We start from the raw sequence: 25,845 nt of genomic DNA on the forward strand, positions 1-25,845 counted from the left end.
CACCAACGAAGGGGTAGCGATGGATGAGCTCGGGGTTGCGGTTGTCGGGTACGGGTTGGCGGGGTCGGTGTTTCATGCGCCGTTGATCGCCGCGGAGCCGCGGATGCGGGTGGCGGCGGTGGTGACTTCGTCGGCGGAGCGGGCCGCGCAGGCGCGGGCCGAGCATCCGGGGGTGCGGGTGTGGGGGTCGGCGGCGGAGATGTTCGCCGGGGACGAGGACGTCGATCTGGCGGTGATCGCCACCCCGAATCGCACGCACGCGGAGTTGGCGTTGCAGGCGCTGGCCGCGGGGTTGCCGGTGGTGGTGGACAAGCCCTTCGCGGTGACGGTGGGCGAGGCCGAGGCGGTGGTCACGGCGGCCGAGCGGGCTGATCTGCCGTTGAGTGTGTTCCAGAACCGGCGCTGGGACAACGACTTCCTGACCGTGCGCGCGCTGCTGGAAGCGGGTGAGCTCGGTACGGTGCGGCGGTTCGAGTCCAGGTTCGAGCGCTGGCGCCCGGTGTCCAAGGGCGGGTGGCGTGAGGTCGGTGCGGCCGAGGCCGGGGCGGGCATCCTGTTCGACCTGGGCAGTCACCTCGTGGACCAGGCGCTGACCCTGTTCGGGCCGGTCGTCGAGGTCTACGCCGAACTCGATCACCGCCGCCCCGACGTGCAAACCGACGACGACGCCTTCGTCGCCCTCACCCACGCCAACGGCACCCGGTCACAGCTGTGGATGAGTGCCGTCGCGCCCCAACTGGGCCCGCGCCTGCGCGTGCTCGGATCCACCAACGGCTACACCGTGTTCGGCCTGGACCCTCAGGAAGACGACCTGCGCGCCGGTCTGCGCCCGGGCGACCGAGAACGCTGGGGTGCGGTGTCAGCCGACAAGTGGGGGACCTTCGGCGCGGGCGAAGACCTGCGTGAGATCCCCACTCTGCCCGGCGATTACCCGGCCTTCTACGCGGGCATGGCCGCCGCCCTGCTGGACGACGCCCCCGTGCCGGTAGACCCGCGCGACGCGATCGAAACGCTGCGCATTCTCGAGTACGCCCGCCACGTCGCGTCCCCGCCCGAATCCTGAAGGGCGGCAACGAAAACGGGCGACGCCGAGATCGCGCCGCCCGTGCCACCGGGTCAGAGTTTGCGGGACCGCAGTTCGTGGCCCTTGGAGGTCTTGCAGCGGCCTGATTCCAGGTCCCACTGCCAGCCGTGCAGGTTGCAGGTGAGGTTGTTGCCTTCCACCACACCGAATTTGGAGAGGTCGGCCTTGAGGTGCGGGCAGCGGCGCTGGACTTCCCAGCCGTCGAGTTCGATCACGGCGGAGTCGTCGTGGGCTTCGGAGAACCAGCCGTCGGCGTAGGCGATGCGCTCGTCGGTGAGGCACTTGAAGAAGGTGTAGAGGAACTCGTTGTAGCCGCCGATGCGCCACGCCTGGAAGCGGGTGGACAGGAAGATGGTGTTCACCCAGTCCGGCTCGTTGTCGCGCAGCACGGTGCGCACCAGTTCGGGGGCGATGCGGAAGCCGTAGCGGTAGCGGCCCTCACCTTCGACCGGCGCGCGCACGGTGCGGTGCGGGAAGTCCAGCACCACCGTCTCCTCGCCGATCACCAGGCCGACGGGGTAGCCGATGCCGTCGCTGATCAGCGCGCTCTGCTTCATGATCGGTTCGAACAGTTCGCGCAGCGGTTCCAGCAGCGAGCCCTCCCCGGTTTCCCAGGTCGCCTTCTCCGCGGCCAGCACCGGTGCGAAACGTTCGGCCATCTCGGCGATGTAGGCGGCCTTGTCGCCGTAGATCCGCTGCGGGTCGAAGGGGTGCTCGAGGTCGAGCGCGGCGCCGCGCACGTCGGCGACGGACCCGGGGATCATCAGGATGCCGCCGGTGTTGCCGTGAATTTCCATCTGCTCGAGGAAGACCATCTGGTCGGGGAAGATGTTGCCTTCCTCGCCGCGGTCGTCGTTGAGGTAGCGCAGTTCGTCGTCGAGGAACACCGGCGGACCGGCCGAGGGCACCACCCAGGTGGCGCCGACCTGCTCGATGTAGGAGCGGGCGCGGTCCATGCCGCGCTGGCGCTTCTGCTTGCCGAAGTTGGCCTTGGTGCGCGCCGGGATGTCGTAGACCGCCGGGTACCAGATGGCGCCCGAGTACTGCAGCAGGTGGATGTCGATGTGCCCGAAGGCGTCGTGGATCACGTCCATGTCCACCGGGCGGGCGTCGTTCATGTTGAAGCAGGTGGTCTCCCCGTCGGAGACGAGGATGCCGGAGTCGCCGATCGGGCCGTCGGCGGGCGCGCGCAGCGCCACGATCATGAGGTCGAGTGAACCCTTGGGGCCGGTGACGGTGTGCTTGACCGAGTCCTCGGTCTCGAAGAACTTGGTGAAGCCCAGCGCCTCGAGTTCGCGGCGCAGATCCGGCACCGGGTAGTCGGGCAGCAGGACCGTCGCGTCCTTGTTGACGTATTTGCGCAGGTGCGCGGCGTCGAAGTGGTCGCGATGCAGGTGTGAGACGTAGAGGTAGTCGACATCGCCGAGTGTTTCCCAGTCGAGCTCGGTGTTGTCGGGGAACGGGAACCACGACGCGAAATAGGCGGGGTTGACCCAGGGATCGCACAGGATCGTCCCGGCCTCGGTTCGGATGTGGAAGCCGGCATGTCCGACGCTGGTGATCTGCACGAGCTGTTTCCTCCTACCAGTACCAGCCAACCAGGGTAGTGGCTAAATCGTTACGTCACCGATGCAGTAGCCCTCGGCGGTCGGTACGACGGTGAATGTGCGCGTCCGCGTGCCCCCCGGCGAGGTGGTCACCGGCACCTGAACTGCCAGGTAGTCGCCGGAAACCTGCTCGGATCGTAGCTCTTGTTCGACGAAGGAGGTGACATTGCCTACTTTGCCCGAGTCGGTCGCCAGCGGGGGTGCTGTGGGGTTGCCGGTGCCTTCGGGATCCCAGGTTTCGGGGCTCGCTTTGCAGGTCAGGGGGTGGGTTGCCTCGATGTCGTCCGGGTTGAGAGGTTTGCCCGTTGCGCGCGCGAGGTAGCGGCGCACGGCGTGGCGGGCGTCGGCTTGGTTGTAACCGGGCTCGACACCGGCGGCGAACACCCGTCCGCACGCGTACCCGGTGGCGACGGACTCGCGGTCCACGGCGACCGTGATGGCGCTGTTACGCCAGGTAACGGTGTCGCCGGTAGCGGTGCCGGGCTCGCTGAGCGCGGCGAGGATCGACGGCGGATCGGCGTACATCTCGGCGACGGTGAGCGGTGGAATGGTCCAGCACGCGTCCTGCAGTTCGGTGATCGGCCGGGTGCGTAGGTCCGCGGCCCAGCGACGCACCGCCGTGACCGCTTCCGGATGGCCCGTGACCGCCCCGACCTGTGGCGCGTCGGCGGGCAGCGGCGGGGCTGTGGTGGTGTGCGGGGCGGGTTCGCCGGGCGCGATCGCCGGGGCCGGCGTCGCGGTGGTGCTCGTCGGGTCCGCGGCGGCCTCCGGCGCCGGATCGCCCGGGATGCCCGAGACCGAGTCGCACCCGGCGATCAGCGCCGCGGACAGCGTCAGGCCCACGACCAGCGCACAGGCGCGGCGGGGGCGGGTCGGAGCACACGGGGGCAGCTGAGCGCGTTCCACTACGACGTTCCTCTTCCTCGGCCGGGCACCCGCGTGTTTCCACCCGGGCGGTGACTGTCGCCGGCGAGCGAACTCGCCGGTTCGGATGGCCCGCGCGCGAAGCGGATTCGTCCCGCGGGCACCCACCGCGCACCGCCGGTGGCAGCACACGAGGGTGGCGGCCACAGGCGGAAGCGGCGATCTGCGACTACGCTAGCTGAATTGTGGAACCCGTCTACCGGTCGATCATCGGCCTGGCCCGAACCGTCTTCTTCCTCGAAGGTCTCAAGTTCACCGTCAAGGGAGCGGAGAACATTCCCGTGTCCGGTGGGGCCGTGGTGGCGATCAACCACACCGGCTACATGGACTTCACCTACGCCGGCCTGCCCGCGCGCACCCCTGGCCGCTACATCAGATTCATGGCCAAGGCGGAGGTCTTCGACAACAAGATCTCCGGCCCGATCATGCGCGCCCTCAAACACATCCCCGTCGATCGCACCGCCGGCGCCGACTCCTATAAATCGGCCGTGAAATACCTGCGCGACGGCGAGCTCGTCGGCGTGTACCCCGAGGCCACGATCAGCCGCAGCTTCGAGATCAAGGAATTCAAGTCCGGCGCCGCCCGGATGGCGATCGAAGCCGACGTCCCGATCATCCCGATCACCATCTGGGGCGCCCAGCGCGTCTGGACCAAGGGCTTCCCGAAGCGCCTCGGCCGCACCAACACCCCCATCTCGATCGCCGTCGGCAAGCCCATCCAGCCCTACGAACCCGCCGCCGACCTCACCGCCGAACTCCGCACCACCATGCAGGCAATGCTCGCCGACCTGCAGGAGTCCTACGAACACGAGCCCGGCGCCTACTGGGTCCCGAAGCGTTTGGGCGGCAGCGCGCCTTCGCTCGAAGAAGCCACCGCGCTCGACGATGCCGAAGCGGCCGAACGGCTGGCTCGCAAGGCCGCCGAGCCGGGAGAGCCGCAGGGCTGACACCGGCTTCGGTGACGCCGGCCGGTCCGACGTCGGCCCGGGCGGGCTCGGCGCCGACGAACGCCCGCTCGCGGTGACGCCGTATCGGTCGCCGACCACCGCACGGCCTGCGCTGCCGCCGCGCGACAACCGCCGGCGAGTCCGGAGCACCCCGACCGTGCTCCGGGCTCGCGGTCAGTTCATCGTGAGCACCCACGAGCCGTTGCAGCCCTTGCGGGTGTTCATGTTGGCGTCGTAGACCCAGGTGAACACGATCGGCGGGTTGGTTCGCACGCTCCAGCGGCCCGAGGGTGAGGTGACCACCCGGTTCTTGTAGGTGAGTACGCCCACAGTGTTGTGCCGGAAGGTCCATTTGCCCTTGCTGACCGGGTAGTTCAACCGGAGCGTGACCCGCCCGGCCCGATGGTTCTGCACCACCAGGCACGACCGGGGGTGGTGCAGGTCGACGGCGTATTCGCCGAAGCCGCCCGCCTCGGTGTTCTCGCCGTTGTCGGTCATCTCCACCGGGTCGGTGAAGTCGGCGTTCGCGGGTGCGGCGCCGAGCACTGTCGTCACCGTCACAGCGATCGCGGCCGCGATGCCTCCAAGAGTCTTCATCGGGTTCCTCCCGTTGTTGCGCCCAGCGCCTGCCGAGCTGTGAATCACTGTGCCGGGCAGTCACTTCCGCATTCTTGGGGAACGCTTAACGGTGCTGCTCGGGAGCTGGATTTCGTAGTTCGGGGGTCGACACGCTAAAGTCTCTTCTCGCACCACGAAGTCCCCGCTTCAGCCGGATCGGACGTCGAGTGCACGCGGATGTAGCGCAGTGGTAGCGCATCACCTTGCCAAGGTGAGGGTCGCGAGTTCGAATCTCGTCATCCGCTCAACGAAAAGCCCGGCCAGGTGCCGGGCTTTTCTCATGTGAGCTGTTCGCGGGTGAGCGGCGGCAGGAATTCGCTGATCAGCGCGCGCCGCCACCATATTCGCCGGCGGGACAGCTCGGCCGGTGTGCTGAACCGGTACTCGTAGAGGCGGGCGCGCAGGTAGTGCGGGGGCGCGTCGGGGAACGGGCAGTGGCGCAGCAGCCGCAGGGTGTCGGGGTCGTTGCGCAGCAGCCGTGCGGCGAACGGCATCATCCACCCGCGCGCGTAGGCGGGCGAGAGCGCCGCGAACCACATCAGCCAGTCGAGTCGCAGGTGGTAGGGCGCCCACTGGGGCGGTACGCGCCGCACGTCACCGGGTTTGCCCTTGAACCCGTATTCGCGCCACACCGTCTCCTCGGTGAGCCGGGTGTCGTCGGTGCCCTCGAACACGATCTCGTAGCGCACGCGGCCGATGGTCCCGAAGGCACCGTAGGTGTTGACCAGGTGCAACGGGTCGAACGAGGCGTTCATGCGCTGCTCGGCCGAGATCATGTTGCGCACCGGCCCGACACTGAGCACCACCACCAGCGCGACGAACCCGAACACGGCACCGACGAACCACCCCGGCGGCGCGGACACCGGTGGCGCGTCGGGCAGTACCGCGTAGGTCCGCGCGTCGACGGCGGTGGTCGCCAGCAGCAGGGTCACCCAGTTCAACCAGGCGAAATTGCCCGACAGCACCAGCCACAGCTGGGTGACGATGATGATGACCGCGGCCACGCTCGCCACCGGCTGCGGCGCGAACAGCGCGAACGGCACAACGAGCTGGGCGAAATGGTTCGCCGCCACCTCCACCCGGTGCAGCGGGCGCGGCAGGTGATGGAAGAACCAGCTCAGCGGACCGGGCATCGGCTGGGTTTCGTGGTGGTAGTACAGGCAGGTCAGGTCGCGCCAGCACCGGTCGCCGCGCAGTTTGATCAGCCCGGCCCCGAACTCCACCCGGAACAGCAGCCAGCGCACGGCCAACAGCACCAGCAGCGGCGGCGCGACGGTGTCGTTGCCGAGGAAGATCGCCAGAAACCCGGCTTCGAGCAGCAACGATTCCCAGCCGAAGGAGTACCACAGCTGTCCCACGTTGACGATGGACAGGTACAGCACCCACAGCGCGAACCACATCGCCATCGCCGCCCACAGCGGCACCAGATCAGCGGCGCCGACGACGACAGCGACGGCCAGCACCACGCCTGTCCAGGCGATGACGGCATAGAAGCGATCCGAGTAGTGCAGGTGGAACAGGCTCGGCGACCGGCGGAACGGGGTACGGGCGAGATAACGCGGAATGGGCAGCATCCCGCGTTCGCCGAGCAACGCGCGGAACTGCTGCGCCGCGGTGAGGAACGCGAAGGCGTAGATCACCGCCAGGCCGCGCTGGAAGATCAGCCTGCCCTGCCAGTATTCCGGTGCCGTGAACCACTCCATGCGTGTGTGCTCCCGGTGGTCGACGTCCCGCACGGAGGGCATACCCCGATCGGTCCGACGAAATCCAGGGTGGCTCGAGCCCGGTGCCGTCGAGTAGCGCGCCCCACAGGTCAGCGTCGATCCGGCAGCGAGGACCGGCCTCGAGGCGAAGTCGGCCGACGGTGTCCGATACATCTGCTGGGTGAGCAGATCACCGAACTGGGCCGGTCACCGGTACTCGCCCCATAGGCATATTCGGTAGTTCGGCGTAACAACGAATCCCCTTGTATGCGATTCGATAGTAGATCGGGATGCCAACGAGCGGAGAAGGTTTCATGCGAGCAGTGATCATGGTGGCGGCTGTAGTGGCTCTGACCGGGGGGCTCGCCGCTTGCGGCACCGACCAGGGTTCGACCGTGCCGGGCACCACCGCCCAGCCGTCCGGCGCGCCGGGCACCGCCCAGCCGACCGGCCCGCCGGATGCCGGGACGCCGGATGCCGGGACCCCGGGCGGCCAAGATCCGTCTGTTGTGCCGGATGACGGCTCGGCGCCGGATCCCACCGCGGTGCCGGATGACGGCTCGGCGCCCACCGACGGTGGCTTCACCCCCGTCGGTGCGGGGAAGTATCAGCTCGACGGTGGCCACTACTTCCAGTCTCCGACCGGGAACATCATGTGCGGCATCCTCGCCACGGCCCCCTACGGGGTCGGCTGTCAGCTCGGCAAGGCGAACTACATCACGCCGAAGCTGCCGGACTGCACCGACGCGCCCAACCGCAAGGTCGCCGTGCACCTGTATCAGGGCAAAACGGAATTCCTGTGCACCAGCCAGGGCATCTTCGTCGGCATTCCGCAGGACGGTTCCGGAGCCGGTGGCGCGGTGCTCAACTACGGCGAGTCCCTGACAGTCGATGGGTTCACGTGCAGTTCGTCGTCGCAGGGGGTCCGCTGTGTCGGCGGGGAGCACGGGTTCGCCATCTCCGCCGATAACCAGCACACGTTTTGAGACCCCGTCTGAACGTGCAATGACGCGGGTGAGCACGGGTTCACCATCTCCGCCGACCAGCAGACTCTCCGGAATATGCCGAAGCGGGGCGGCAGAAGACTGCCGCCCCGCCGTGTCGCATCGAACTACTGCGCCGTCGACTTGAACCGGCGCAGGCGCAGGCTGTTGCTCACCACGAACACCGAGCTGAACGCCATCGCGGCGCCGGCCAGCATCGGGTTGAGCAGCCCGGCCATGGCCAGCGGGATCGCGGCCACGTTGTAGGCGAAGGCCCAGAACAGGTTGCCCTTGATCGTGGCCAGCGTGCGCCGCGACAGGCGGATGGCATCGGCCGCCGCGCGCAGGTCGCCACGGACCAGCGTGAGGTCGCTGGCCTCGATCGCCACGTCGGTGCCGGTGCCCATGGACAGGCCAAGATCGGCCTGGGCCAGGGCGGCCGCGTCGTTCACCCCGTCGCCGACCATGGCGACGACTTTGCCGTCGGCCTGCAACCGCTTCACGGTGTCGACCTTGTCCTGGGGCAGCACCTCGGCGATCACCTCGGCGATACCGACCTCGTCACCGATGGCTCGTGCCGCGCGGGCATTGTCGCCGGTGAGCAGGATCGGGGTGAGTCCCAGCTCGCGGAACTGCGAGATCGCCTGTGCCGAGGTGGGTTTCACCGCGTCGGCGACCACGAGTACACCGCGCGCCTTGCCGTCCCAGCCGATCGCCACCGCGGTCTTGCCGGTCGACTCCGCCGCGGCCATCGCGGCTTGCAGCTCGTCGTCGAGTGGCTGCGACCAGTCGGCCAGCAGCCGGGCCCGGCCGACGACCACCGCGTGACCGTCCACCACGCCCTGCACGCCCAAGCCCTCGACATTCGCGAAGCCCTCCACCGCCGGCAGGTTGCCGAGTTCCTCGCGCGCGCCCTTGGCGATCGCCTGCGCGATCGGGTGCTCCGACGAATCCTCCAGCGCGCCCGCCAGTTCCAGCACCGTGTTCCTCGGCTCGCCCGCGGCGGGGAGCACCTCGAGCAGTGTCATCTTGCCGGTGGTGACGGTGCCGGTCTTGTCCAGCACGATGGTGTCGACCTTGCGGGTGGACTCGAGCACCTCGGGGCCCTTGATCAGGATGCCGAGCTGCGCGCCGCGACCGGTGCCGACCATCAGCGCCGTCGGGGTGGCCAGGCCCAGCGCGCACGGGCAGGCGATGATCAGCACCGCGACGGCGGCGGTGAAGGCCGCCGCGACGGAACCACCTGTCCCGAGCCAGAAGCCGAGCGTGGCGACGGCCAGGGCGATGACGATCGGGACGAAGATCCCCGAGATCCGGTCGGCCAGCCGCTGGGCCTGCGCCTTGCCGGTCTGCGCGTCCTCGACCAGCTGCGCCATCTGGGCGAGCTGGGTGTCGGAGCCGATCCTGGTGGCCCGCACCACGATGCGTCCGCCGACGTTCACGGTGGCGCCGGTGACGGTGTCGTCGGCCCCGACCTCCACCGGCACCGATTCACCGGTGAGCATGGAGGCGTCGACCGCCGAGCTGCCCTCGGTCACCACACCGTCGGTGGCGATCTTCTCACCCGGTCGCACCACGAACTCGTCACCGACGGCCAGCTGCTCCACCGGAATTCGCGTCTCGACCCCGTTGCGCAGCACCGCCACGTCCTTGGCGCCCAACTCGAGCAGCGCCCGCAGGGCGGCACCGGCGCGACGCTTGGACCGCGCCTCGAAGTAACGGCCGGCCAGGATGAAGGTGGTGACACCCGCCGCGGCCTCGAGGTAGATGTTGCCCGAACCGTCCATCCGCGCGATGGTGAATTCGAACGGGTGTTTCATGCCCGGTGTGCCCGCGGTGCCCCAGAACAGCGCGTACAGCGACCAGCCCAACGCGGCGAGGGTGCCCATCGAGACCAGGGTGTCCATGGTCGCGGCGCCGTGCCTGAGGTTGGTCCACGCCGCCTGGTGGAACGGCAGCGCGCCCCAGACCACCACCGGCGCGGCCAGCGTGAGCGAGAGCCACTGCCAGTTGGTGAACTGCAACGCCGGGATCATCGCCATCGCGATCACCGGGACGGTGAGTACCAGCGACACCAGCAGACGGGTGCGCAGCGAGGCGGTGGGATCGGGTTCGGCGGTGTCGGACGGCTCGTCCCGCTCGGTCGTGGGCAGTGCCGCGGTGTAGCCGGCCTGCTCGACCGTGGAGATCAACGCCTCGGGGGAGACGTCACCGCTGACGTCGACGCGCGCCTTCTCGGTGGCGTAGTTGACCGTGGCGGTGACCCCGTCGAGCTTGTTGAGCTTCTTCTCGATCCGGTTGGCGCAGGAAGCGCAGGTCATGCCACCGATCACCAGTTCGACCTGGCCGGTGCCCGGTGTTCGTGTCACGGTGGTCATGGGATGCTCCGATCGTTTCTTGTATCTATTCTTGCTGAGCGTTTGCTCGGGGTCAGTGCCCGTGGTCGGCGGGTGCGGTGCTCGGCGCCGGTCGGTCGGCGCCGGTGGCGTCCGGCTGGGCGACTCGGACGGTGAACTCGGCGGTGCGCACCACGCCCCGGTGCTGGAAGTCCAGGAACAGGCGGTAGTCGCCCGCGCTCGGGGCGTTCACCATGAAGTCGATGCCGGGACCGGCGGGGGTGCTGCCGTCGCCGGGCGCGCCTTCGGGATGAACGTGCAGGTAGGCGAGGTCCGCTGCCCGCAGCGCCACCAGGTGACCGTAAGCGCCGAGGTAGGGCTGTAGGTCGTCGACGGGGGTGCCGTCGCGGCTGACCGACAGTGTCACCTTCGAGGTCACGCCCGGGCTGACCGTGCCGTCCAGGGTCACCGTGTAGTCGCCGGCTTTCGCTGTCTTCGCCGGTGCGGGCAGGGCGCGGACGTCGTAGTTGCCGGCCACCCGCAGGTCGGCGCCGAGGGTGAGGTTCTCGCCGCCGGCCGGGGTGAAGTCGGCGAACACCCGGTAGTCCCCGGCTCGGCTCAGGTTCAGCGGGACGGTCCAGGTGCCTGCCTGGTCCAGCACCGGATGCACGTGCTGGAAGCCGGCCATGTCGCGACGCACCACGATCAGGTGCAGGTCCTTGTCGTGGCTGGTCTGGTACTCGGTGACCGGTGCGCCGGTCGCGTCGAGAATGCGGAAGCTGATCGCCTGCCGCGTGGCGGTCTCGGTGTTCGGCTGGTCGAGGTCCAGGGTGTAGCCCTGGTCGGTGACCAGCAGGCCGCCGGGCAGCTCGGTCGACGGTGCCGCCGCCGCGTGTTCGCCGTGCCCGGCCGGTTCGGTGGGTTCCGGACCGGCCAGGGCGCCGACGGTGAGTGCGATCCCGAAGACCGCCGCGAGGCCGAGGGTGAATCCGGCGAACTTGCCTGTTGCGTTCATCGGGGGACGCTCCCTGTCAGTCTGCGAGCTGGAAGCCGGCCGCGGTGACGGCGTCGGCGAGGGCGGTGCCTTCGGGCGTCTCACCTTCGATGGTGACCTTCCCGTCGGCCAGGTCGACATCGACACCGGTGACGCCGGGCAGGGCGCCGACCTTGTCGCGGACCTTGTTGGTGCAGCAACCGCAGGTCATGCCGGTGACGGTGACAGTGGTGGTGCTCATGTCTGTTCTCCTCGTGTCGTCTTGTGGTTACCATACCCCCCTAGGGTAAGTTGTCAAGTGTGCGTGCCGCCGGCCGCCGGGCCAGCACCACCAGGCCGGCGACGAGCCTGGAGGGCGACGAAACCACCGAGCAACGCGGCGGCACCGTAGACGGCGAGGGCTTCGGGGAGTTCCTGTGGTGAATTACCGTCAAGCCTCGAGCATGAGGATCAATCGGACCGGCTCAGCTGGGATCGGAGCCGCGGATGGCGCAGAGCCAGGTGAAAGTGGCCGCGGCGACGATGGTGGCCGCGACGAAGGCGGGCAGGCCGCCGTTCATCACGTAGACCCACAGCAGGCCGGCGAAAGGGGCCGCGATGGCCGGCTGCAGGTCGAGGAGCAGGCGGCGGGCGGTGCCGAAAGTGGGCGGAGCCGCCGGGCGGGACGGGTTGTCGATGAGCTTGCCCGGCGGTTCGGTGGTGCGCACTCGTCCAGCGGGGTAGCAGCGGACATCACCCGCCCGGACGGTGGAGCCGGAGATTTCCAGTTCGGTCGGGGTGAGCGTGACCAGCGCCGGATCGTAGAACACCGGCAACCACACCACCCGGTCCTCATCGCCGATCTCCAACCACGACCGGCTCACGAGCCGATGTTGCTGCCGAACTCGCCTGCCCCGCGGCGTGCCGGGCACACTCAGCCCGGTGGGCACAAGTCCGAACGCGAAACCCACCTGATAACCCGTGTACACCAGCACCGCCAGTGCGACCACAACCAGCGCACTCAACTGGTCCAGGTCGGCGTAGGGTACCCACGCGGCGATGACCACGAGAGTGCCGCAGGTGACGGTCAACGGATAGGTGAGGGTCGAACCCACGCTAAGCAGCCGGCTTTCGGATGAGCACCGCTACTTCACGAACCCGATATCGGTGTAGACAGCCGAACTGAGGCCGAAGGCACCGTAGTTCGCCACGTTCTCGCGAACCGCGACCGCGCCGGCGGACTGCACGATCGGCAACGAGAAGCCTTCCTCGAAGATCATCCGATCGGCCTTGTTGGCCAGTTCGATCGCCTTGTCCGGGTCGAGCTCGGCGATGGTCTCCTCGATCAGCGCGTTGAGTTCCGGGGAGCCGATGCGCCCGTGATTGCTGAGTTTGTTCGCCGGGTCATAGGCATAGATCTGGGGCAGCGCGCCGAGCGGGAAAATGCTCTTGTTCCAGGCGAACTGGGCTATGTCGAAATTGCCGGGATCGATCACGCCATTGAAGAAAGTGGTGCCCGGATAGGTTTCGATGTGCAGCTTCACGCCGATGTCGGCGAGATTCTGCTGCACGATCGTCGCCACCTGGACCTGCACATCGTTCTGCGGCACCGCGTCGCGGATCTCGAGCTTGCGCCCGTCCTTCTCGCGCACGTCGCCGTTGAGCCGCCAGCCGAGTTCGTCGAGCATGCGGCCCGCCTCGACCGGGTCGAACGACACCGACTCGGCATTGTCCTGGTATCCGGCCTGGCCGACGAGATAGAGGTGGTTGTTCAGCGGCTTCGGGTCGGTGACCACGCCGTTCTGGACGGCCGTGGCGATCACCTGCCGATTGATCCCCTTGGAGACCGCGATACGCAGTTTCTCATCGGCCAGGATCGAGCCGGGCGCACCGTTGAACGTGATGTGCATGTAGCTGTTGGCGGGCGCGCGACGCACCTTCACACCGGGCGTATCGGTGGCGGTCTTGATCTCGTCGATGGTGCTGAGCGGCTCCACCGCATCGAGTTCGTTGTTCTGTAGCGCACCGAGCTGGGCCGAGGCGTCGAGAATGCTGTAGGTGACATTCTCGAGTTTCGGGGTGTCGCCCCACCATCGGGGATTTCGGCTCAACACGAGCCGCTGTTCGGCGCGGTCAATACCGGTGAGCAGGAACGGCCCCGCCGACAGCGGCATGTCGTTGCGGTAGAAGTCGTCGAAGACCTGCGGGTTCGCGGTGGCCTGCCGGGGCAGCAGCGGGTTGAACAGTCCCTTCCACTCGGCGTAGTGCTCGGCGAAGGTGACGATCGCCTGCCGGTCGTCGACGCCGCGCTCCACCTTCTCGACGCTGCTGTAAGCCTGGGTCGCCGAGACCTGGAACGCCGGATCGCGGCCGCTCAAGGCCCCGACCTGGGACCGCAGGTCTTCCCAGGTGATCGGCGAACCATCCGACCACACGGCCTGCGGATTGATCGTGTACACGATCGTCTGCGGTTCGGTTTCGGTGAGCTCCATCGAGGTGAAGTAGTTCTGATCGACCTCGAGATTGCCCGCGGCATCGGCGGTGAGCGTGCCGGGCAAGGTCCAGCTCGTCACATCGCTCACATAACCGTCACTGTCGACGTGGACGGGGTTGAACGTCGCGGGAAAGTTGGGAATCGCCAACCGCAGGTTGCCGCCCTCGGCGACCTGGTCGCGCGGCTTCGGATTGATATCGCTGGTCGCCCCGATCTCGCCCGTCCCGGCCTCGATCGCCGTGTCGGACCCGCACCCACCGAGCGCCAAGGTCAACGCCAGCATCGGCACCGCCACCCGGCGCAACCGAGAAACACAGGTAGTGGTCATTTCAGGAATCCGATCTTCGTGTAGTCGTAAGTGGCCAATCCCGGTGAACCGATATTGGCCAGACTCGTGCGGGCGCCCACACTGCCGTCGGATTGCATCAGCGGCAGGGAATGGCCTTCCTCGAAGACCATGCGGTCGACCTGATTGGCCAGTTCGATGGATTTCTCCGGATCGAGTTCGGTGAGCGTGCGTTCGATGAGGGCGTTGAGTTCGGGCGAACCGATGCGACCATAGTTGCCCTGTAGGTCGTCGGGGTCGTAGTAGTAGATCTGGCGGATACTGCTCAGCGGGAACGGGTCGCCCTGGAAGATGAACTGGGTGGCGTCGAAATCGCCCGGCTGCACGACGTCGGTGAAAAAGCCCGGCGCCGGTTTGGTGTCGATGGTCAGGCCCACACCGATCTGCGCCAGATTCTGCTGAATGATCCGGGCGATCTGCACCCAGGTGGGGTCGTTGTACATCACGTCACGGATGACGAGTTGGCGACCGTCCTTCTCCCGCACCTCACCGTTGAGCTGCCAGCCCAGCGCGTCGAGTTCGCGGGCGGCGGCGGTGGGATCGAAGCCGAGACTGTTGTCCTGATAGCCCTTCTGGCCCTGCAGGAAAACGTGATTGTTCAGCGGCTTCGGGTCATCGACGAGGCCGTTCTGCAGTGCGGTGACGATGCCCTGCCGGTCGATCGCCTTGGAAATCGCCACGCGCACATCGCGATCGGCCAGAATCGAACCGGGCGCGCCGTTGAAAGTGATGTGGCGCCAGCGATTTCCTGGCGCGCGCCGCACGACGACGCCCTCGGTGCCGCGCACGGTCTTCACGTCATCGATGGTGGACAGACGGGCGAGGTCGAGTTCGTTGTTCTGCAGGGCCTGCACCCAGGCCGAACTGTCCAGAACGCTGTAGGTGATGGTGTCGAGCACCGGTTCGTCGCCCCACCATTGCGGGTTGCGGCCCAGGGTGATCCGGCCCTGCCCGCGATCGGTGCCGGTGACGATGAACGGGCCGGCGGTGAGGTCGATGGCGTCGGCGAGGCCGGTGTTGAACGCCTCGGGGGTACCGGTGACCGACTTCGGGTACAGCAGGGAGTTGCCGGCGAACTGCCCGCGCCAGTCGGCGTAAGGGGTGTTGAAGGTGAGTACGGCCTGGCGGTCGTCGACACCACGCTCCACCTTGTCGACGAACTCGAACCCGTTGGTGATCGCGATCAGGTAGCGCTTGTCCCGGCCGCTGAGCGCGTTCGCCTGGGCGGCGAGGTCTTCCCAGGTGATCGGCGTGCCGTCGGACCACACCGCGGCGGGGTTGATGGTGTAGGTCACCCGCATCGGATCTGTGCTGGTGAGGGCTATCTCGGTGAAGTAGTCGGTGTCGACGGTGAACTCGCCGGCGGCATCGATCTCGAACGCGCGCGGCAGCATGGTGCGCACGATCTCGTGGATGGTGCCCTCGTTGCCGTCGTTGGACAGCGTGTTCCAGTTCGCCGGATAGCTGGTGACGGCCAGGCGCAGGTTCCCGCCCTCGCGCAACGCCTGCCTCGGCTGCGAGTTGATGTCGCTGTTGGTGCCCAGGACAGCGCTGTGCCCGGCCGCCGGTTCGGCACCGGTCCCGCAACCCGCCACGATCATCCCGGCCGCAACCACCACGGCCGCGCAGCGCAAGCGGGTACCACGTGCCAGTAAATGTCGGGTTCTCATCGCGCCTCCAATATCAGCCGCTCACCACGGGTTCGGGGACCGCCGCCAGCAGCGAGCGGGTGTATTCGTGCCGAGGATTCGCGAAAATCTGTTCCGCCGGGCCGGATTCGACGATCTTGCCGCGCAACATCACCGCGATGTCGTGCGCGAGATTGCGCACCACCGACAGGTCGTGGGAGACGAACAGGTACGACAACCCGTGCTCGGCCTGTAGATCGCGCAGCAGATTCAGCACGCCGGCCTGGATCGACACGTCCAGCGACGACACCGGTTCGTCGAGCACCAGCAGTTGCGGATCCAGCGCCAGCGCCCGCGCGATGCTGATGCGCTGCTTCTGGCCACCGGAGAAATCCGACGGGTAGCGATCGGCGTGCTCGGGCCGTAAACCCACCTGCCGCAGCAACTCCGGCACCCGGCGTTGCACCTCCGCACGCGGGCGGCCGTCGATGCGCAACGGTTCGGCGAGCACGTCGAAGATCGGCAGGCGCGGGTCGAGCGAGGCGCTGGGGTCCTGGAAGACGATCTGCATCTTGCGCCGGATCTCGCGGACGCGGGCCTTGGTCAGGCTCGCGACATCGCTGCCGAGCACCTCGATACTGCCCGACTGCGGGCGCGCCAGGTCCATGATCTGCGACAACGTCGTCGACTTCCCCGAACCCGATTCGCCGACCAGGGCCAGTGTGCGGCCGGCGCGCACACTGAAACTGATGCCGTCGACCGCGCGGACCTCACCGGTGCGCCGCCGCAACAGCACACCCGAGGTGAGCGGGAAGGTCTTCACCAGGTCGGTGACCCGCAGCACCACGTCGTCGTCGGTGCGGTCGGGGTGCGGTGGGGCGGCGATGTCGGCGCGGTAGGCGTCGAAGAGCTGCCGGGAACCCACCTCGGTGGTGCGGATGCAGGCGGCCGTGTGGCCCGGCCCGACCGGCTCCAGCGGGGGCTCGGCGGCCGCGCAGTCCTGGATCGAGACGGGACAGCGCGGGGCGAACGAGCACCCCGGCGGCAACGCGTGCATGGCGGGCGGGGCGCCGACGATGGGGATGAGCGGGGAGCGGGCCGGGCCGTCCATCCGGGGAATGGAGCCGAGCAGACCCACCGTGTACGGCATCCGTGGCCGGGTGAAGAGCTCGGCGACCGGCGCGGTTTCGACCACCTTGCCCGCGTACATCACCGCCACCCGGTCCGCGATGGTCGCCGCGATACCCAGATCGTGGGTGATCATGATGACTCCGGCACCGGTGATGTCGCGCGCCTCGCGCAGCAGGTCGAGGATCTGGGCCTGCACCGTCACGTCGAGCGCGGTGGTCGGCTCGTCGCAGATGATCAGCGCCGGATCGTTGGCGATGGCCATCGCGATCACCACCCGCTGACGCATACCGCCGGAGAACTCGTGCGGAAACGCTCGCGCCCGCTGCCGCGCGTCGGGAATGCCGACCAGCTCGAGCAGTTCTGTCGCGCGCGTACCGGCGTCCTTGCGGCTCATCGTGCCGTGCGCGAGCAGCGCCTCGGCCACCTGATCACCCACCCGGTAGACAGGGGTGAGTGCCGAGAGCGGGTCCTGGAAGACCATGCTGATCGAACTGCCACGCAGCTTCGACATCTGCTTGTCGCCCAGGCCGAGTAGTTCCCGCCCGCGCAACCGCACCGAACCCTGCACGCGCGCCTGCTCGGGCAGCAGCCCGATCACCGCGAGCGAGGACACCGACTTCCCGGAGCCGGATTCGCCGACGATGGCCAGGACTTCGCCATCGGAGACGGTGTAGTCCACTCCGCGCACCGCCTCGACCCGGCCCTCCTCGCCGGGGAACGAGACGCGCAGATCGGTGACTTCCAGCAGCGGCGTGGGCGATTCGGTCATTTCCGCAACTCCACCCGCGTCTGATCCTTCTGCTCCGCAACGTCTTTGCGGGCCTTGCGCGCGCCCCGGGCGCCGGGATCGAACGCGTCACGCAATCCGTCACCGACGAGGTTGGCGCACAACACGATCGTGATCAGCAGCCCACCGGCGAACAGGAACAACCACGGGTAGGTGAGTGCGGATCCCGTGCCCGCGGCGATCAGCGAGCCCAGCGACACGTCGGGTGGCTGCACACCGAAACCGAGGAAGCTCAAGCCGGTTTCGGCGCTGATCGCCGCCCCGACGGCCAGCGTGGTGTCGATGATCAGGATGGAGGCGATGTTGGGCACGATGTGGCTGATGATGATCGTGCGCGTCGGGGCGCCCATATACCGGGCGGCACGGACGAATTCGCGTTCGCGCAGACTCAGGGTGAGACCGCGGATGATGCGCGCGGCGATCATCCAGCCGAACACGCTGAGCAGCACGATCAAGATCAGGATCGAACCCGAGCCCTTGGTGCGCGGCGCGAACAGCGCGATGATGATGAAGCTGGGCACCACCAGCAGCAAGTCGACCAGCCACATCACGGCCCGATCGGTCCAGCCACCGAGCAGGCCGGCCACCGCACCCGCGGTCGCCGCGATCACACTGGAGAACAGCGCCACACAGAAACCGATGACGAGCGACTTCTGCAACCCGCGCAAGGTCTGGGCCAGCACGTCCTGCCCGATCTGAGTGGTGCCGAACGGATGCTCGAGGCTGGGCGGTTGCAGCAGCGCGGTGTAGTCCATCTGCTGGTAGTCCCACGGCAGCAGCGGTGGCGCCGCGAAACTGCCGACCAGCAACAGCAACAGGATCACCGCACCCGCCACCGCGGGCTTGTTGCGCAGGAACCGCCGCCACACCAGCCTGCGCCGCCCGGCCGCGGCCACCTCGGGCGCGCCGACGACGATCAGTTCGGTCTCGCTCATGCCGCACGCACCCTCGGGTCCAGCAGCGCCAGCACGATGTCGGACAGCAGCCCCGACACCAGCACCACCAGCCCGGCGAACGCGGTCACCGTCACCACCACGTACAGGTCCTGGGCGTTGATCGAGTCGACCAGCCACTCACCCACCCCGTGCCAGCCGAAGATCTTCTCGGTGAAGGTGGCGCCGGTGATCAGCCCGCCGAGACTGTAGGCGAACAGGGTGGCCATCGGGATCAGGGCGGTGCGCAGGCCGTGTTTGTAGAGCGCCCGATTCCGGGTGAGCCCTTTGGCTCTCGCGGTGCGGATGAAATCACTCTGCAGCACGTCGAGCATGGCATTGCGCTGGTAACGGCTGTAACCGGCCATGCCGCCCAGCGCCAGCGCCAGCGTCGGCAGCACCAGATGCTGTACGCGGTCCACGAGTTGATTCCACAGACCGGTGATCTGGGTGGCCGAAGTTTCACCGGTGTAGAGGAAGATCTGGGTACCGGTCATCGTGTTCACCTCCAGCGCGCCGTATTTCAGCAGCGTGGCGAGCAGGAAGATCGGTGTCGACAGGATCAGCAGCGACAGCACCGTGGAGAAGTAGTCGCTGAATTTGTACTGTCTGATCGCACCGGCCGCCCCGATCAGCACCCCGAGCACCGTGCCGATGATCGAGCCCAGGATCAACAGCCGCAGACTCACCGCGACCCGCCTGCCCAGTTCCTCGCTCACCGGCTGCCCGGCCAGCGTGGTCCCGAAATCGCCCTGCACCACACCACCGAGCCAGGTGAGATACCGCTGCGGGATCGGTTCGTCGAGATGCAACTGCTCGGCCTTGGCGTCGATCACCGACTGCGGCGGGCGGGGATTGCGCTGCTCGAGGCTGTCGAGCGGGCGGAACGTGAGCGAGGCCAGGCTGAACGTCAAAAACGATGCCAGCAACAGCAGCACGACGTAGTTGAGCGCGCGCCGCAACAGAAAGCCGGTCATCAGTCCCCTCTGAATCGGTGATCAGGCCATGATCATAGGGACAGTGCCGTGTCCCGGTGGGTAGACGTGCGGCAGGATTGAAGGGATGACGCCCCTGCACACAAAACCCAAGCTGGTGGCCACCGATGTCGACGGCACGCTGATCGACACCGCCGAACGCGTGTCGGCACGGACCAAGGCCGCCGTCGGCGCCGTCGTCGCCGACGGCGCCACCTTCGTGCTCGCCACCGGCCGACCGCCGCGCTGGATCGACCCGGTGGTCAGCGAACTGGGTTACGCGCCGCTGGCGGTGTGCGGCAACGGCGCGGTGATCTACGACAGCGCCACCGACCGGGTGGTGTCGAGCCACACCCTCGACATCGCGACGCTGAGCTGGCTCGCCGAGCTCGCCGAACGCACGCTCCCCGGCTGCGGGCTCGCCACCGAACGGGTCGGTGCCAGCGCCCACGACGCCGCGACCCCGCAGTTCGTGAGCTCACCGACCTACGAACACGCCTGGCTCAACCCCGACGACACCGTGGTCTCACACGCCGAGGTCATCGACTCCCCGGCGATAAAGATGCTGGTCCGGCTCAGCTCGGCCCGCAGCTCCGAGATGCGCGCCGCGCTGGCGCCACTGATCGGGGACCGCGCCGAGATCACCTACTCCACCGAGCACGGGCTGATCGAGCTGTCGGTGCCCGGTGTCACCAAGGCGTCGGGGCTGGCCGAGGTGGCACAGCAGATCGGCGCCCGGGACAACGAGATCGTGGCGTTCGGTGACATGCCCAACGATGTGCCGATGCTGAAGATGGCCGGGCTCGGGGTGGCGATGGGCAACGCGCACCGGGAGGCGCGGGCCGCGGCCGACGAGATCACCGCCACCAATGACGACGACGGGGTCGCGCTGGTGCTCGAACGCTGGTGGACGTAGGTATGCGGGCATAGAACAGCCGGTGCCCTCGCGAGGAGCGGCACCGGCTGTTTCTTCGCCGTGGTCGGGTGTCAGCCGACCGGGGCGGGTTCCGCGGGTTCGCCCGGAGACGCGGGTTCGCCCGGGGCAGCGGGGACCGTCAGGCCCAGCGTCGGTGCCGTGGTGGCCGGGTCCTGTTCCGGCCCGCCGTTCATCTCCTGCTCATAGGTCTCGTTGTAGGTCTTCCAGAAGGTGGTGACGATGCCGGTGAGCTCGTTGAGCACCAGCGAGCCGTGCTGGAAATCGGTGCGCAGACCGTCGGGCACCACATACGAGCTCCCCGTGGGCAAGCCGAGCACACCGGCGTCGGCGCCCAGGCTCAGATAGCGGTCCAGGATCGCCCCGACCACTTCGAACACCTGGCCGTTGTCGCCCGAATAGACGAAACCGTTGGCGAATTTCGCGTACTCGCGGCCCTGCGCACCCGAGAGCAGATCCGACTGCGGCGGACCCAGCGGACCGTCGACCCCGCCCCGGCTCACCCAGTGCTTGGCGATCGGGTTCTGATCGGACAGGCCGAGCAGCTTGTCGACCAGCGCACCCAGCTCGGCCATGTTGCCCCGTGGGGCACTGGCCTGCTTGCTCGGCAGCTGTTGCGGGGTGGCGGGGGAGCTGTAGGTGGTGGAGTCGTCCGCCGCGATCGCGCGTATCCGGTCCATCAGGGCGTAGGCGGCGTCGCCGGGACAACTGGTGTTGCCGACGTCGCGGTGCGCGAACACCACCGGCAGGTCAACCGCCTCGTTCAGCGCGTACGGCGTGAACTCGGTGCCCTCGGAGTACATCGTGGTCTCACCCTGCGGGTCGAGTCCGGCGATCTTGGTCCGCCAGCCGATGTACTTGCCGATCGCGGTGATGGAGGCCTCGCTCGGCGTCTCGGTCTCGTAGTTGCCCATCAGCGCCACACCGGCGGTGTTCTCGTTGAATCCGCCCGAGTGTGCGCCCTGCACCGTGCGATCCAGGCCGCCGTAACGGCCCTCGAAGATCTGGCCGTACTTGTCGACCAGGGCGTTGTAACCCATATCGCACCAGCCCAGCGTTTCGGCGTGATAGGCGTAGATCGCGCGCACGATGCCCGCCGATTCCGCACGGCTGTAATCGCTGCGACCCGCCGTGTGGTGCACGGTGACACCGCCGAGACCGTCGTCGTAGGTGGGTTCCTGGCAGCGGATCGATTCGTCGGCACCCCACTGCGCGCGGGTGATGACCTTCGGCCCGCCACCGGGCAGCGCGGCGGCCACGTCGTTGAGCGCGGCGTCGATCGCGGCCCGCCCGGGATTGATCAGCACCGCCTTGAGTGCGGCCTCGGTGATGTGCGCCGGATCGTGGTCCGGGCCCGCGGTCGGCTTGCGGGTCACCAGCATCTGCACGGCGGTGGTCTCACCGACGTAGATCGGTTCGGTGCCGGTCGGCGCGTCGGCCGGGGCCTGATCGTTGGCCCTGGTGTCGACCGGATCGGCGTCGTACCAGGGTCCCCAGTTGCCGTCGGCCTGACGGGCGCGCAGCTTGGTGGTGGTGTTGGCCAGGTCGCGTGCGGTGAGCGCGACCATGCTGAACGGGGTCTCCTGGGAGAGTTCCTTCACCTGGGCGCCGACCTCGTCGATCAGGTCGGGGCCGATCGCACCGGGGGACAGGGCCGGGGTGTCGGGGGTGGTGCCGGGTTCCAGGTTTTCCGGGTCGGCGATGAACTTCATGCCACTGGGCCGGTTTTGGGCCACCGGGCCGGCATCGGGTGCTTGAGGCTGAGGTTCGGGGGCTGCCGGGGGCTGCGGATCGGCCGGCGCGCCCTGAGCCTGAGCAGGCTCGGGTGCGGTAGGTGCCGGTTCGGTCGCCGGTGGTGCGGCGGGTGCCGGTTCGGCAGGAACGGGTGCCGGTTCGGCCGCCGGTGGTGCGGCTGGTGCCGGTGCGGCGGCGGGCGGCGCGGCTGGGGCCGGGTCGGCGGCGGGCGGCGGCGCGACGGCGGGCGGTGCCGTGGGCACCGCGGTGCTCGGGACCGGTGGACGGGCGGGCGGCGCCGCGCCCGGTGTCGCGGTCGGGGCGGCCTGCTGTGTCGGAGTCGGCTGCGCCTTGGTCGGGATCTGCGGCAGCGGGATCTCGGTCGGCAGCGCCACGCCCGGCGGTGTGGGCAATCCCGGCGGCACCGGGATCGACGTGGGCAGGGGCAGCATGCGCAGGTCCGACAGGTGCAGGTCGGGCAGGTCGAGCCCGGTCAGGTCACGCAAGGGGACCGTGATGTCGGGGGCCGAGGTCAGCGCGACCTCGGCCAGCTGCGTCGGCACCGCCGCGAGCTGGGAATCGTTGGCGCTGCGGTAATCGGTCGAGTCGCTGAGCGCGAACGCGCCGATCGGTGCGGCGACCGCGAGGGTCGTGACCACCGGGAGCACGTAGGAACGCTTCGGCTTTCGGTATCGCACGTGCCTCTCCAATCAGGGTCGAGCAGTTGTCATCGGCGCCTGGCGCCGCATGTTCTCGGCCCTGGCAGGCCGTCGAACCGTGTTCGCTACTGCTGGTGGATCACCGGCAAGTGATGCTTGCTTCCGCTGATCCCACACATCACACTAGTTAACATACGTCACACATCTAAACCTCAACTTGAGGATTAAGTGATTGCTCGAATGTAGCCTTCGGAACCCGCTCGGCGACGACGACATGCCGACGCGAGCTCCGCCGGTCGAACCGCGAAACCGTGGGAGCGCACTATGAGAGCCGACATCAAGATCAATCGCAGGACCCGGCGCGGCACCCGCCGCCGAACCGTGCCGACGATCAAAACACCACCACTTCCGCTGCTGGTGGGTGGCACCGCGCTGGCCCTGGCTGCGGCGATCGGGCTGTGGCAGGCCGTGCCCGGCCAGATCACGCCGACAGCGGGCGCGGGTCACGGGCGCGGAATGAGCCAGGTCGGCGCCTTCGACAACGCGCAGGCCGGTTGGAGTGCCGAGGAAATCCTCGGGCATTACTACCCCGGAGCAGAATTCGGGCAAATCGGCCCGACAACCATCGGCGTGCGGCTGCAAGCCCAGGACGACGCCACCCTCGACGCCTTCGCCGCCGCCGGCGCTCAGGTCGCGGGCCGCTCGATCGGCCCCGGCGAGGCCGCCCACCTCACCCCGATGCCCGACGGCGGAGCCAGCGTGGTGGTGACCGCGGGCTGCGACGGGCAGGTGCTGTGGCAGGCCGCCACCGATGACCCGTACATCTACCCGGTCCACGCGGGTCCGGCCCGGCCGGCCGACGAGCACCTGACCCTCTGCGGCGGGACCGCCTATCGTGGCGCGCTCGGCGTCGCCATGGAGGAAGGCGCGTACCGGACCGTCAACCGGGTCGACATCGACGACTACCTCGCCGGCCTGCTGCCCGCGGAAATGCAGGCCAACTGGGCCGACAAGGGCGCCTTCGAAGCCCTGCGCGCACAAGCGATCGCCGCGCGCTCCTACGCGCTCGCCGAGAACCGCTACCCCTACGCGCAGACCTGCGACACCACCGACTGCCAGGTGTATCCAGGCACCGTGCAGGAGGACGCCCGCACGACCGAGGCCGTCGCCGCCACCACGGGCACCGTGCTGCTGCGCGACGGGCTGATCCTGCGCTCGGAGTATTCCGCCGCACCCGACGGCGGCCGACCGGCCGACATCGAAACCTTCGCCGTAGGCCCCGCACCCGGCGACCTCGTCGAAACCCTGCCCGTGCCGGCGTTTCCCGAGCAGATCCTGCCGGACCCGACGATCGAAGCGCAGGCGGGGGAATCGGTGATCGACACCGCCTACCGGCGCATCGGCGGCGCGGACAGTTCGGTCGGCGAACCGATCGGCCCCGAAATGCTGCTGCCGCAACGGGTGGGCACCTACCGGATGTACACGAACGGCGTCATCGTGGCGACACCGGCACTCGGCGCGCAGGTCGTCGATTTCTCGACGCTGCTGCAACTGGTTCCCGACGCAGCCGATCAGCTACCGCCCTCGGCCTCGGCCGAATTGACTGCTCCGGAAGGAGTTTCGCCAGGCGATGACACACCGCTGGCGGCGGAGATCCCCGCCGCCGCGGAAGTGTTCCCCGGCCCGCCGCTCGACGAGCCGGTGCAAGGACCTGAGGTCCCGGTGGCGACGCCGGGCCCCTACGACGGCGAGTAATTGCGCGACTCTCCCAGCCGGTGGGTGAACCCACCCGGCTGGGACAGTCAGCCGAGTTGGTGTCGCCCAGGGCGACGGCCAGGCTGCGCAGCAGGGCGGTGAGCTGCTCCCGGTCGGCGGACTGTTCATCGCACCGCTCGCCCTGCTGATCGAAGGCGCGCCGCCCGCCCTGGACGCCCCCGCGATCGGCGCTTACCTCTACCTCGGCATCATCGGCACCGCCCTGGCCTACTGGTTGTGGTTCCGGGGCATCTCGCGCGTGCCCGCAACTTCGGTGGCCTTCCTCGCGCTGCTCAGCCCGGTGTCGGCAACGGTGATCGGCTGGATCGCGCTGAGCCAGGCGCTCACCGCGCTACAAGTGCTCGGCCTGCTGATCGCGCTCGCCGGCACGGTCCTCGGCCAGATCCCGCCGAAGCCGGCGCCTGCCCCCAGGAAGATCCGGCCAAAACACTTGACCTTGACGTAGCGTCAACTTGCACAGTGGAGATACCGACGAGCAAGGGAACAGGTCATGGCGGGTGAATGGTCCATCCAGGACCTCGCGAAAGCCGCGGGTACCACCAGTCGCACGCTGCGCCACTACGGGCAGCTCGGCCTGCTGGAGCCGAGTCGTATCGGTGCCAACGGCTACCGCTACTACGACCAGCAGTCCCTGGTTCGCCTGCAGCGCATCCTGCTGCTGCGCGAACTCGGCCTCGGCCTACCGGTGATCGCCGAGGTCCTCGCCGGTGCGCAGGACACCACCGACGCGCTACGCACCCACCTGGAACTGCTTCGGCAGCAACAGGACCGGATCGCACGGCAGATCGAGTCGGTGTCGACCACGTTGTACAAGACAGAAAGAGGTGAACCGCTCATGGCCGCAGAGGTCTTCGACGGATTCGACCACACGCAGTACCAGGAGGAAGTGACAAGACGCTGGGGCAAGGACGCCTACGACAGCGGCGACCGCTGGTGGCGATCACTGACCGAGCAGGACAAACAGAACTTCCTGCGAACTCAGCGCGAGATCGCCGCCGATTTCGCAAAAGCCTGTGCCGCACAGCTACCCGCAGACAGCGACACGGTGCAGAACATCGTCGCCCGCCACCGCACCTGGCTCAGCGACGGCACCCAGGGCAAGCCCGTGACCAACGAATACCTACTCGCACTCGGCGAAATGTACGTCGCCGACCCGCGCTTCCGGAAAAACTACGACGTACACGGCGAGGGCACCGCCGAGTACATCCTCGAGGCCTTCCACGCCTACGCCGCCGCCCACCCGGCCTGAGTGCTCGCCGCGGCGGCCGGGTGATG

22 protein-coding genes and 1 tRNA gene are annotated in these 25,845 nt (G+C 68.2%); 9 read left to right on the forward strand and 14 right to left on the reverse strand.

What is annotated here, in order from left to right:
- Nucleotides 1-19: 19 nt before the first annotated feature.
- Nucleotides 20-1,063, forward strand: coding sequence for a Gfo/Idh/MocA family protein (locus ACFO5K_RS21180; RefSeq protein WP_378565664.1), 1,044 nt, complete (start codon nt 20-22; stop codon nt 1,061-1,063).
- A gap of 53 nt (nt 1,064-1,116) precedes the next feature.
- Here the strand turns inward: ACFO5K_RS21180 and ACFO5K_RS21185 are convergent, their stop codons facing one another.
- Together ACFO5K_RS21185 and ACFO5K_RS21190 are read right to left on the reverse strand one after the other, a co-directional pair.
- Entirely contained in the window at nt 1,117-2,652 is a 1,536-nt protein-coding gene (locus ACFO5K_RS21185) for a Rieske 2Fe-2S domain-containing protein (protein ID WP_378565667.1), read from the reverse strand.
- A gap of 42 nt (nt 2,653-2,694) precedes the next feature.
- A complete protein-coding gene (locus tag ACFO5K_RS21190; RefSeq protein WP_378565670.1) occupies nt 2,695-3,597 on the reverse strand; it encodes a hypothetical protein in 903 nt (300 codons plus the stop codon).
- Between the two features lie 203 nt (nt 3,598-3,800).
- Between ACFO5K_RS21190 and ACFO5K_RS21195 the strand changes: the two genes are divergently transcribed.
- Nucleotides 3,801-4,562: a lysophospholipid acyltransferase family protein gene (locus tag ACFO5K_RS21195; RefSeq protein ID WP_378565673.1), complete on the forward strand. Its 762-nt coding sequence runs from the start codon at nt 3,801-3,803 to the stop codon at nt 4,560-4,562.
- A gap of 174 nt (nt 4,563-4,736) precedes the next feature.
- Here ACFO5K_RS21195 and ACFO5K_RS21200 read toward each other — a convergent pair whose 3' ends face one another.
- Entirely contained in the window at nt 4,737-5,159 is a 423-nt protein-coding gene (locus tag ACFO5K_RS21200) for a hypothetical protein (protein ID WP_378565675.1), read from the reverse strand.
- Between the two features lie 194 nt (nt 5,160-5,353).
- Here ACFO5K_RS21200 and ACFO5K_RS21205 point away from each other — a divergent pair.
- A tRNA-Gly gene (locus tag ACFO5K_RS21205) sits at nt 5,354-5,425 on the forward strand.
- A 33-nt stretch (nt 5,426-5,458) separates the two neighbouring features.
- Here ACFO5K_RS21205 and ACFO5K_RS21210 read toward each other — a convergent pair.
- On the reverse strand, nt 5,459-6,883 hold the full coding sequence (locus tag ACFO5K_RS21210; protein ID WP_378565678.1) for a lipase maturation factor family protein: 1,425 nt from the start codon (nt 6,881-6,883) through the stop codon (nt 5,459-5,461).
- Between the two features lie 314 nt (nt 6,884-7,197).
- Here ACFO5K_RS21210 and ACFO5K_RS21215 point away from each other — a divergent pair, with 314 nt between their 5' ends.
- Entirely contained in the window at nt 7,198-7,869 is a 672-nt protein-coding gene (locus tag ACFO5K_RS21215) for a hypothetical protein (RefSeq protein WP_378565680.1), read from the forward strand.
- A 125-nt stretch (nt 7,870-7,994) separates the two neighbouring features.
- Here ACFO5K_RS21215 and ACFO5K_RS21220 read toward each other — a convergent pair whose 3' ends face one another.
- From ACFO5K_RS21220 to ACFO5K_RS21230, 3 genes are read right to left on the reverse strand one after another with little or no spacing between them, the layout of a single operon-like run.
- Nucleotides 7,995-10,244 (reverse strand): heavy metal translocating P-type ATPase, encoded by a 2,250-nt coding sequence (locus ACFO5K_RS21220; protein WP_378565683.1) that lies wholly within the window; start codon nt 10,242-10,244, stop codon nt 7,995-7,997.
- 52 nt (nt 10,245-10,296) lie between these two features.
- Nucleotides 10,297-11,217: a hypothetical protein gene (locus ACFO5K_RS21225; RefSeq protein WP_378565686.1), complete on the reverse strand. Its 921-nt coding sequence runs from the start codon at nt 11,215-11,217 to the stop codon at nt 10,297-10,299.
- 16 nt (nt 11,218-11,233) lie between these two features.
- Nucleotides 11,234-11,437: a heavy-metal-associated domain-containing protein gene (locus tag ACFO5K_RS21230; RefSeq protein ID WP_378565689.1), complete on the reverse strand. Its 204-nt coding sequence runs from the start codon at nt 11,435-11,437 to the stop codon at nt 11,234-11,236.
- 59 nt (nt 11,438-11,496) lie between these two features.
- Between ACFO5K_RS21230 and ACFO5K_RS21235 the strand changes: the two genes are divergently transcribed.
- Nucleotides 11,497-11,619 (forward strand): hypothetical protein, encoded by a 123-nt coding sequence (locus ACFO5K_RS21235; protein ID WP_378565692.1) that lies wholly within the window; start codon nt 11,497-11,499, stop codon nt 11,617-11,619.
- 41 nt (nt 11,620-11,660) lie between these two features.
- Here ACFO5K_RS21235 and ACFO5K_RS21240 read toward each other — a convergent pair whose 3' ends face one another.
- The 6 genes from ACFO5K_RS21240 to ACFO5K_RS21265 are packed head-to-tail and all read right to left on the reverse strand — an operon-like array spanning nt 11,661 to nt 19,470.
- The gene (locus tag ACFO5K_RS21240) at nt 11,661-12,290 is read right to left on the reverse strand and encodes a hypothetical protein (protein WP_378565695.1); all 630 of its coding nucleotides are present in this window, start codon (nt 12,288-12,290) and stop codon (nt 11,661-11,663) included.
- 30 nt (nt 12,291-12,320) lie between these two features.
- A complete protein-coding gene (locus ACFO5K_RS21245) occupies nt 12,321-13,997 on the reverse strand; it encodes an ABC transporter family substrate-binding protein (RefSeq protein ID WP_378565698.1) in 1,677 nt (558 codons plus the stop codon).
- Complete coding sequence (locus ACFO5K_RS21250) at nt 13,994-15,685, reverse strand: ABC transporter family substrate-binding protein (protein ID WP_378565701.1); 1,692 nt, start codon at nt 15,683-15,685, stop codon at nt 13,994-13,996. The genes ACFO5K_RS21245 and ACFO5K_RS21250 overlap by 4 nt, the downstream gene beginning before the upstream one ends.
- Before the next feature lie 13 nt (nt 15,686-15,698).
- Nucleotides 15,699-17,543: an ABC transporter ATP-binding protein gene (locus ACFO5K_RS21255; RefSeq protein WP_378565704.1), complete on the reverse strand. Its 1,845-nt coding sequence runs from the start codon at nt 17,541-17,543 to the stop codon at nt 15,699-15,701.
- Nucleotides 17,540-18,496: an ABC transporter permease gene (locus ACFO5K_RS21260; protein WP_378565707.1), complete on the reverse strand. Its 957-nt coding sequence runs from the start codon at nt 18,494-18,496 to the stop codon at nt 17,540-17,542. Before ACFO5K_RS21260 ends, ACFO5K_RS21255 begins: the two co-directional genes overlap by 4 nt.
- On the reverse strand, nt 18,493-19,470 hold the full coding sequence (locus tag ACFO5K_RS21265; RefSeq protein ID WP_378565710.1) for an ABC transporter permease: 978 nt from the start codon (nt 19,468-19,470) through the stop codon (nt 18,493-18,495). The genes ACFO5K_RS21260 and ACFO5K_RS21265 overlap by 4 nt, the downstream gene beginning before the upstream one ends.
- An 85-nt stretch (nt 19,471-19,555) precedes the next feature.
- Between ACFO5K_RS21265 and ACFO5K_RS21270 the strand changes: the two genes are divergently transcribed.
- Nucleotides 19,556-20,383 carry an HAD family hydrolase gene (locus ACFO5K_RS21270; RefSeq protein WP_378565713.1) on the forward strand — a complete coding sequence of 276 codons (828 nt, stop codon included), beginning with the start codon at nt 19,556-19,558 and terminating at the stop codon, nt 20,381-20,383.
- A 71-nt stretch (nt 20,384-20,454) separates the two neighbouring features.
- On the opposite strand, the gene ACFO5K_RS21275 is transcribed toward ACFO5K_RS21270, so the two are convergent.
- Complete coding sequence (locus ACFO5K_RS21275) at nt 20,455-22,833, reverse strand: N-acetylmuramoyl-L-alanine amidase (protein WP_378565716.1); 2,379 nt, start codon at nt 22,831-22,833, stop codon at nt 20,455-20,457.
- Between the two features lie 285 nt (nt 22,834-23,118).
- Here ACFO5K_RS21275 and ACFO5K_RS21280 point away from each other — a divergent pair, with 285 nt between their 5' ends.
- From ACFO5K_RS21280 to ACFO5K_RS21290, 3 genes are all read left to right on the forward strand, one after another.
- The gene (locus ACFO5K_RS21280) at nt 23,119-24,549 is read left to right on the forward strand and encodes a SpoIID/LytB domain-containing protein (protein WP_378565719.1); all 1,431 of its coding nucleotides are present in this window, start codon (nt 23,119-23,121) and stop codon (nt 24,547-24,549) included.
- 121 nt (nt 24,550-24,670) lie between these two features.
- The gene (locus ACFO5K_RS21285; RefSeq protein WP_378566238.1) at nt 24,671-25,015 is read left to right on the forward strand and encodes an EamA family transporter; all 345 of its coding nucleotides are present in this window, start codon (nt 24,671-24,673) and stop codon (nt 25,013-25,015) included.
- Nucleotides 25,016-25,060: 45 nt separating this feature from the next.
- Complete coding sequence (locus ACFO5K_RS21290; protein WP_378565723.1) at nt 25,061-25,819, forward strand: MerR family transcriptional regulator; 759 nt, start codon at nt 25,061-25,063, stop codon at nt 25,817-25,819.
- Nucleotides 25,820-25,845: the final 26 nt, after the last annotated feature.

Source organism: Nocardia halotolerans (genome assembly GCF_042650145.1).
GTDB lineage: Bacteria > Actinomycetota > Actinomycetes > Mycobacteriales > Mycobacteriaceae > Nocardia > Nocardia halotolerans.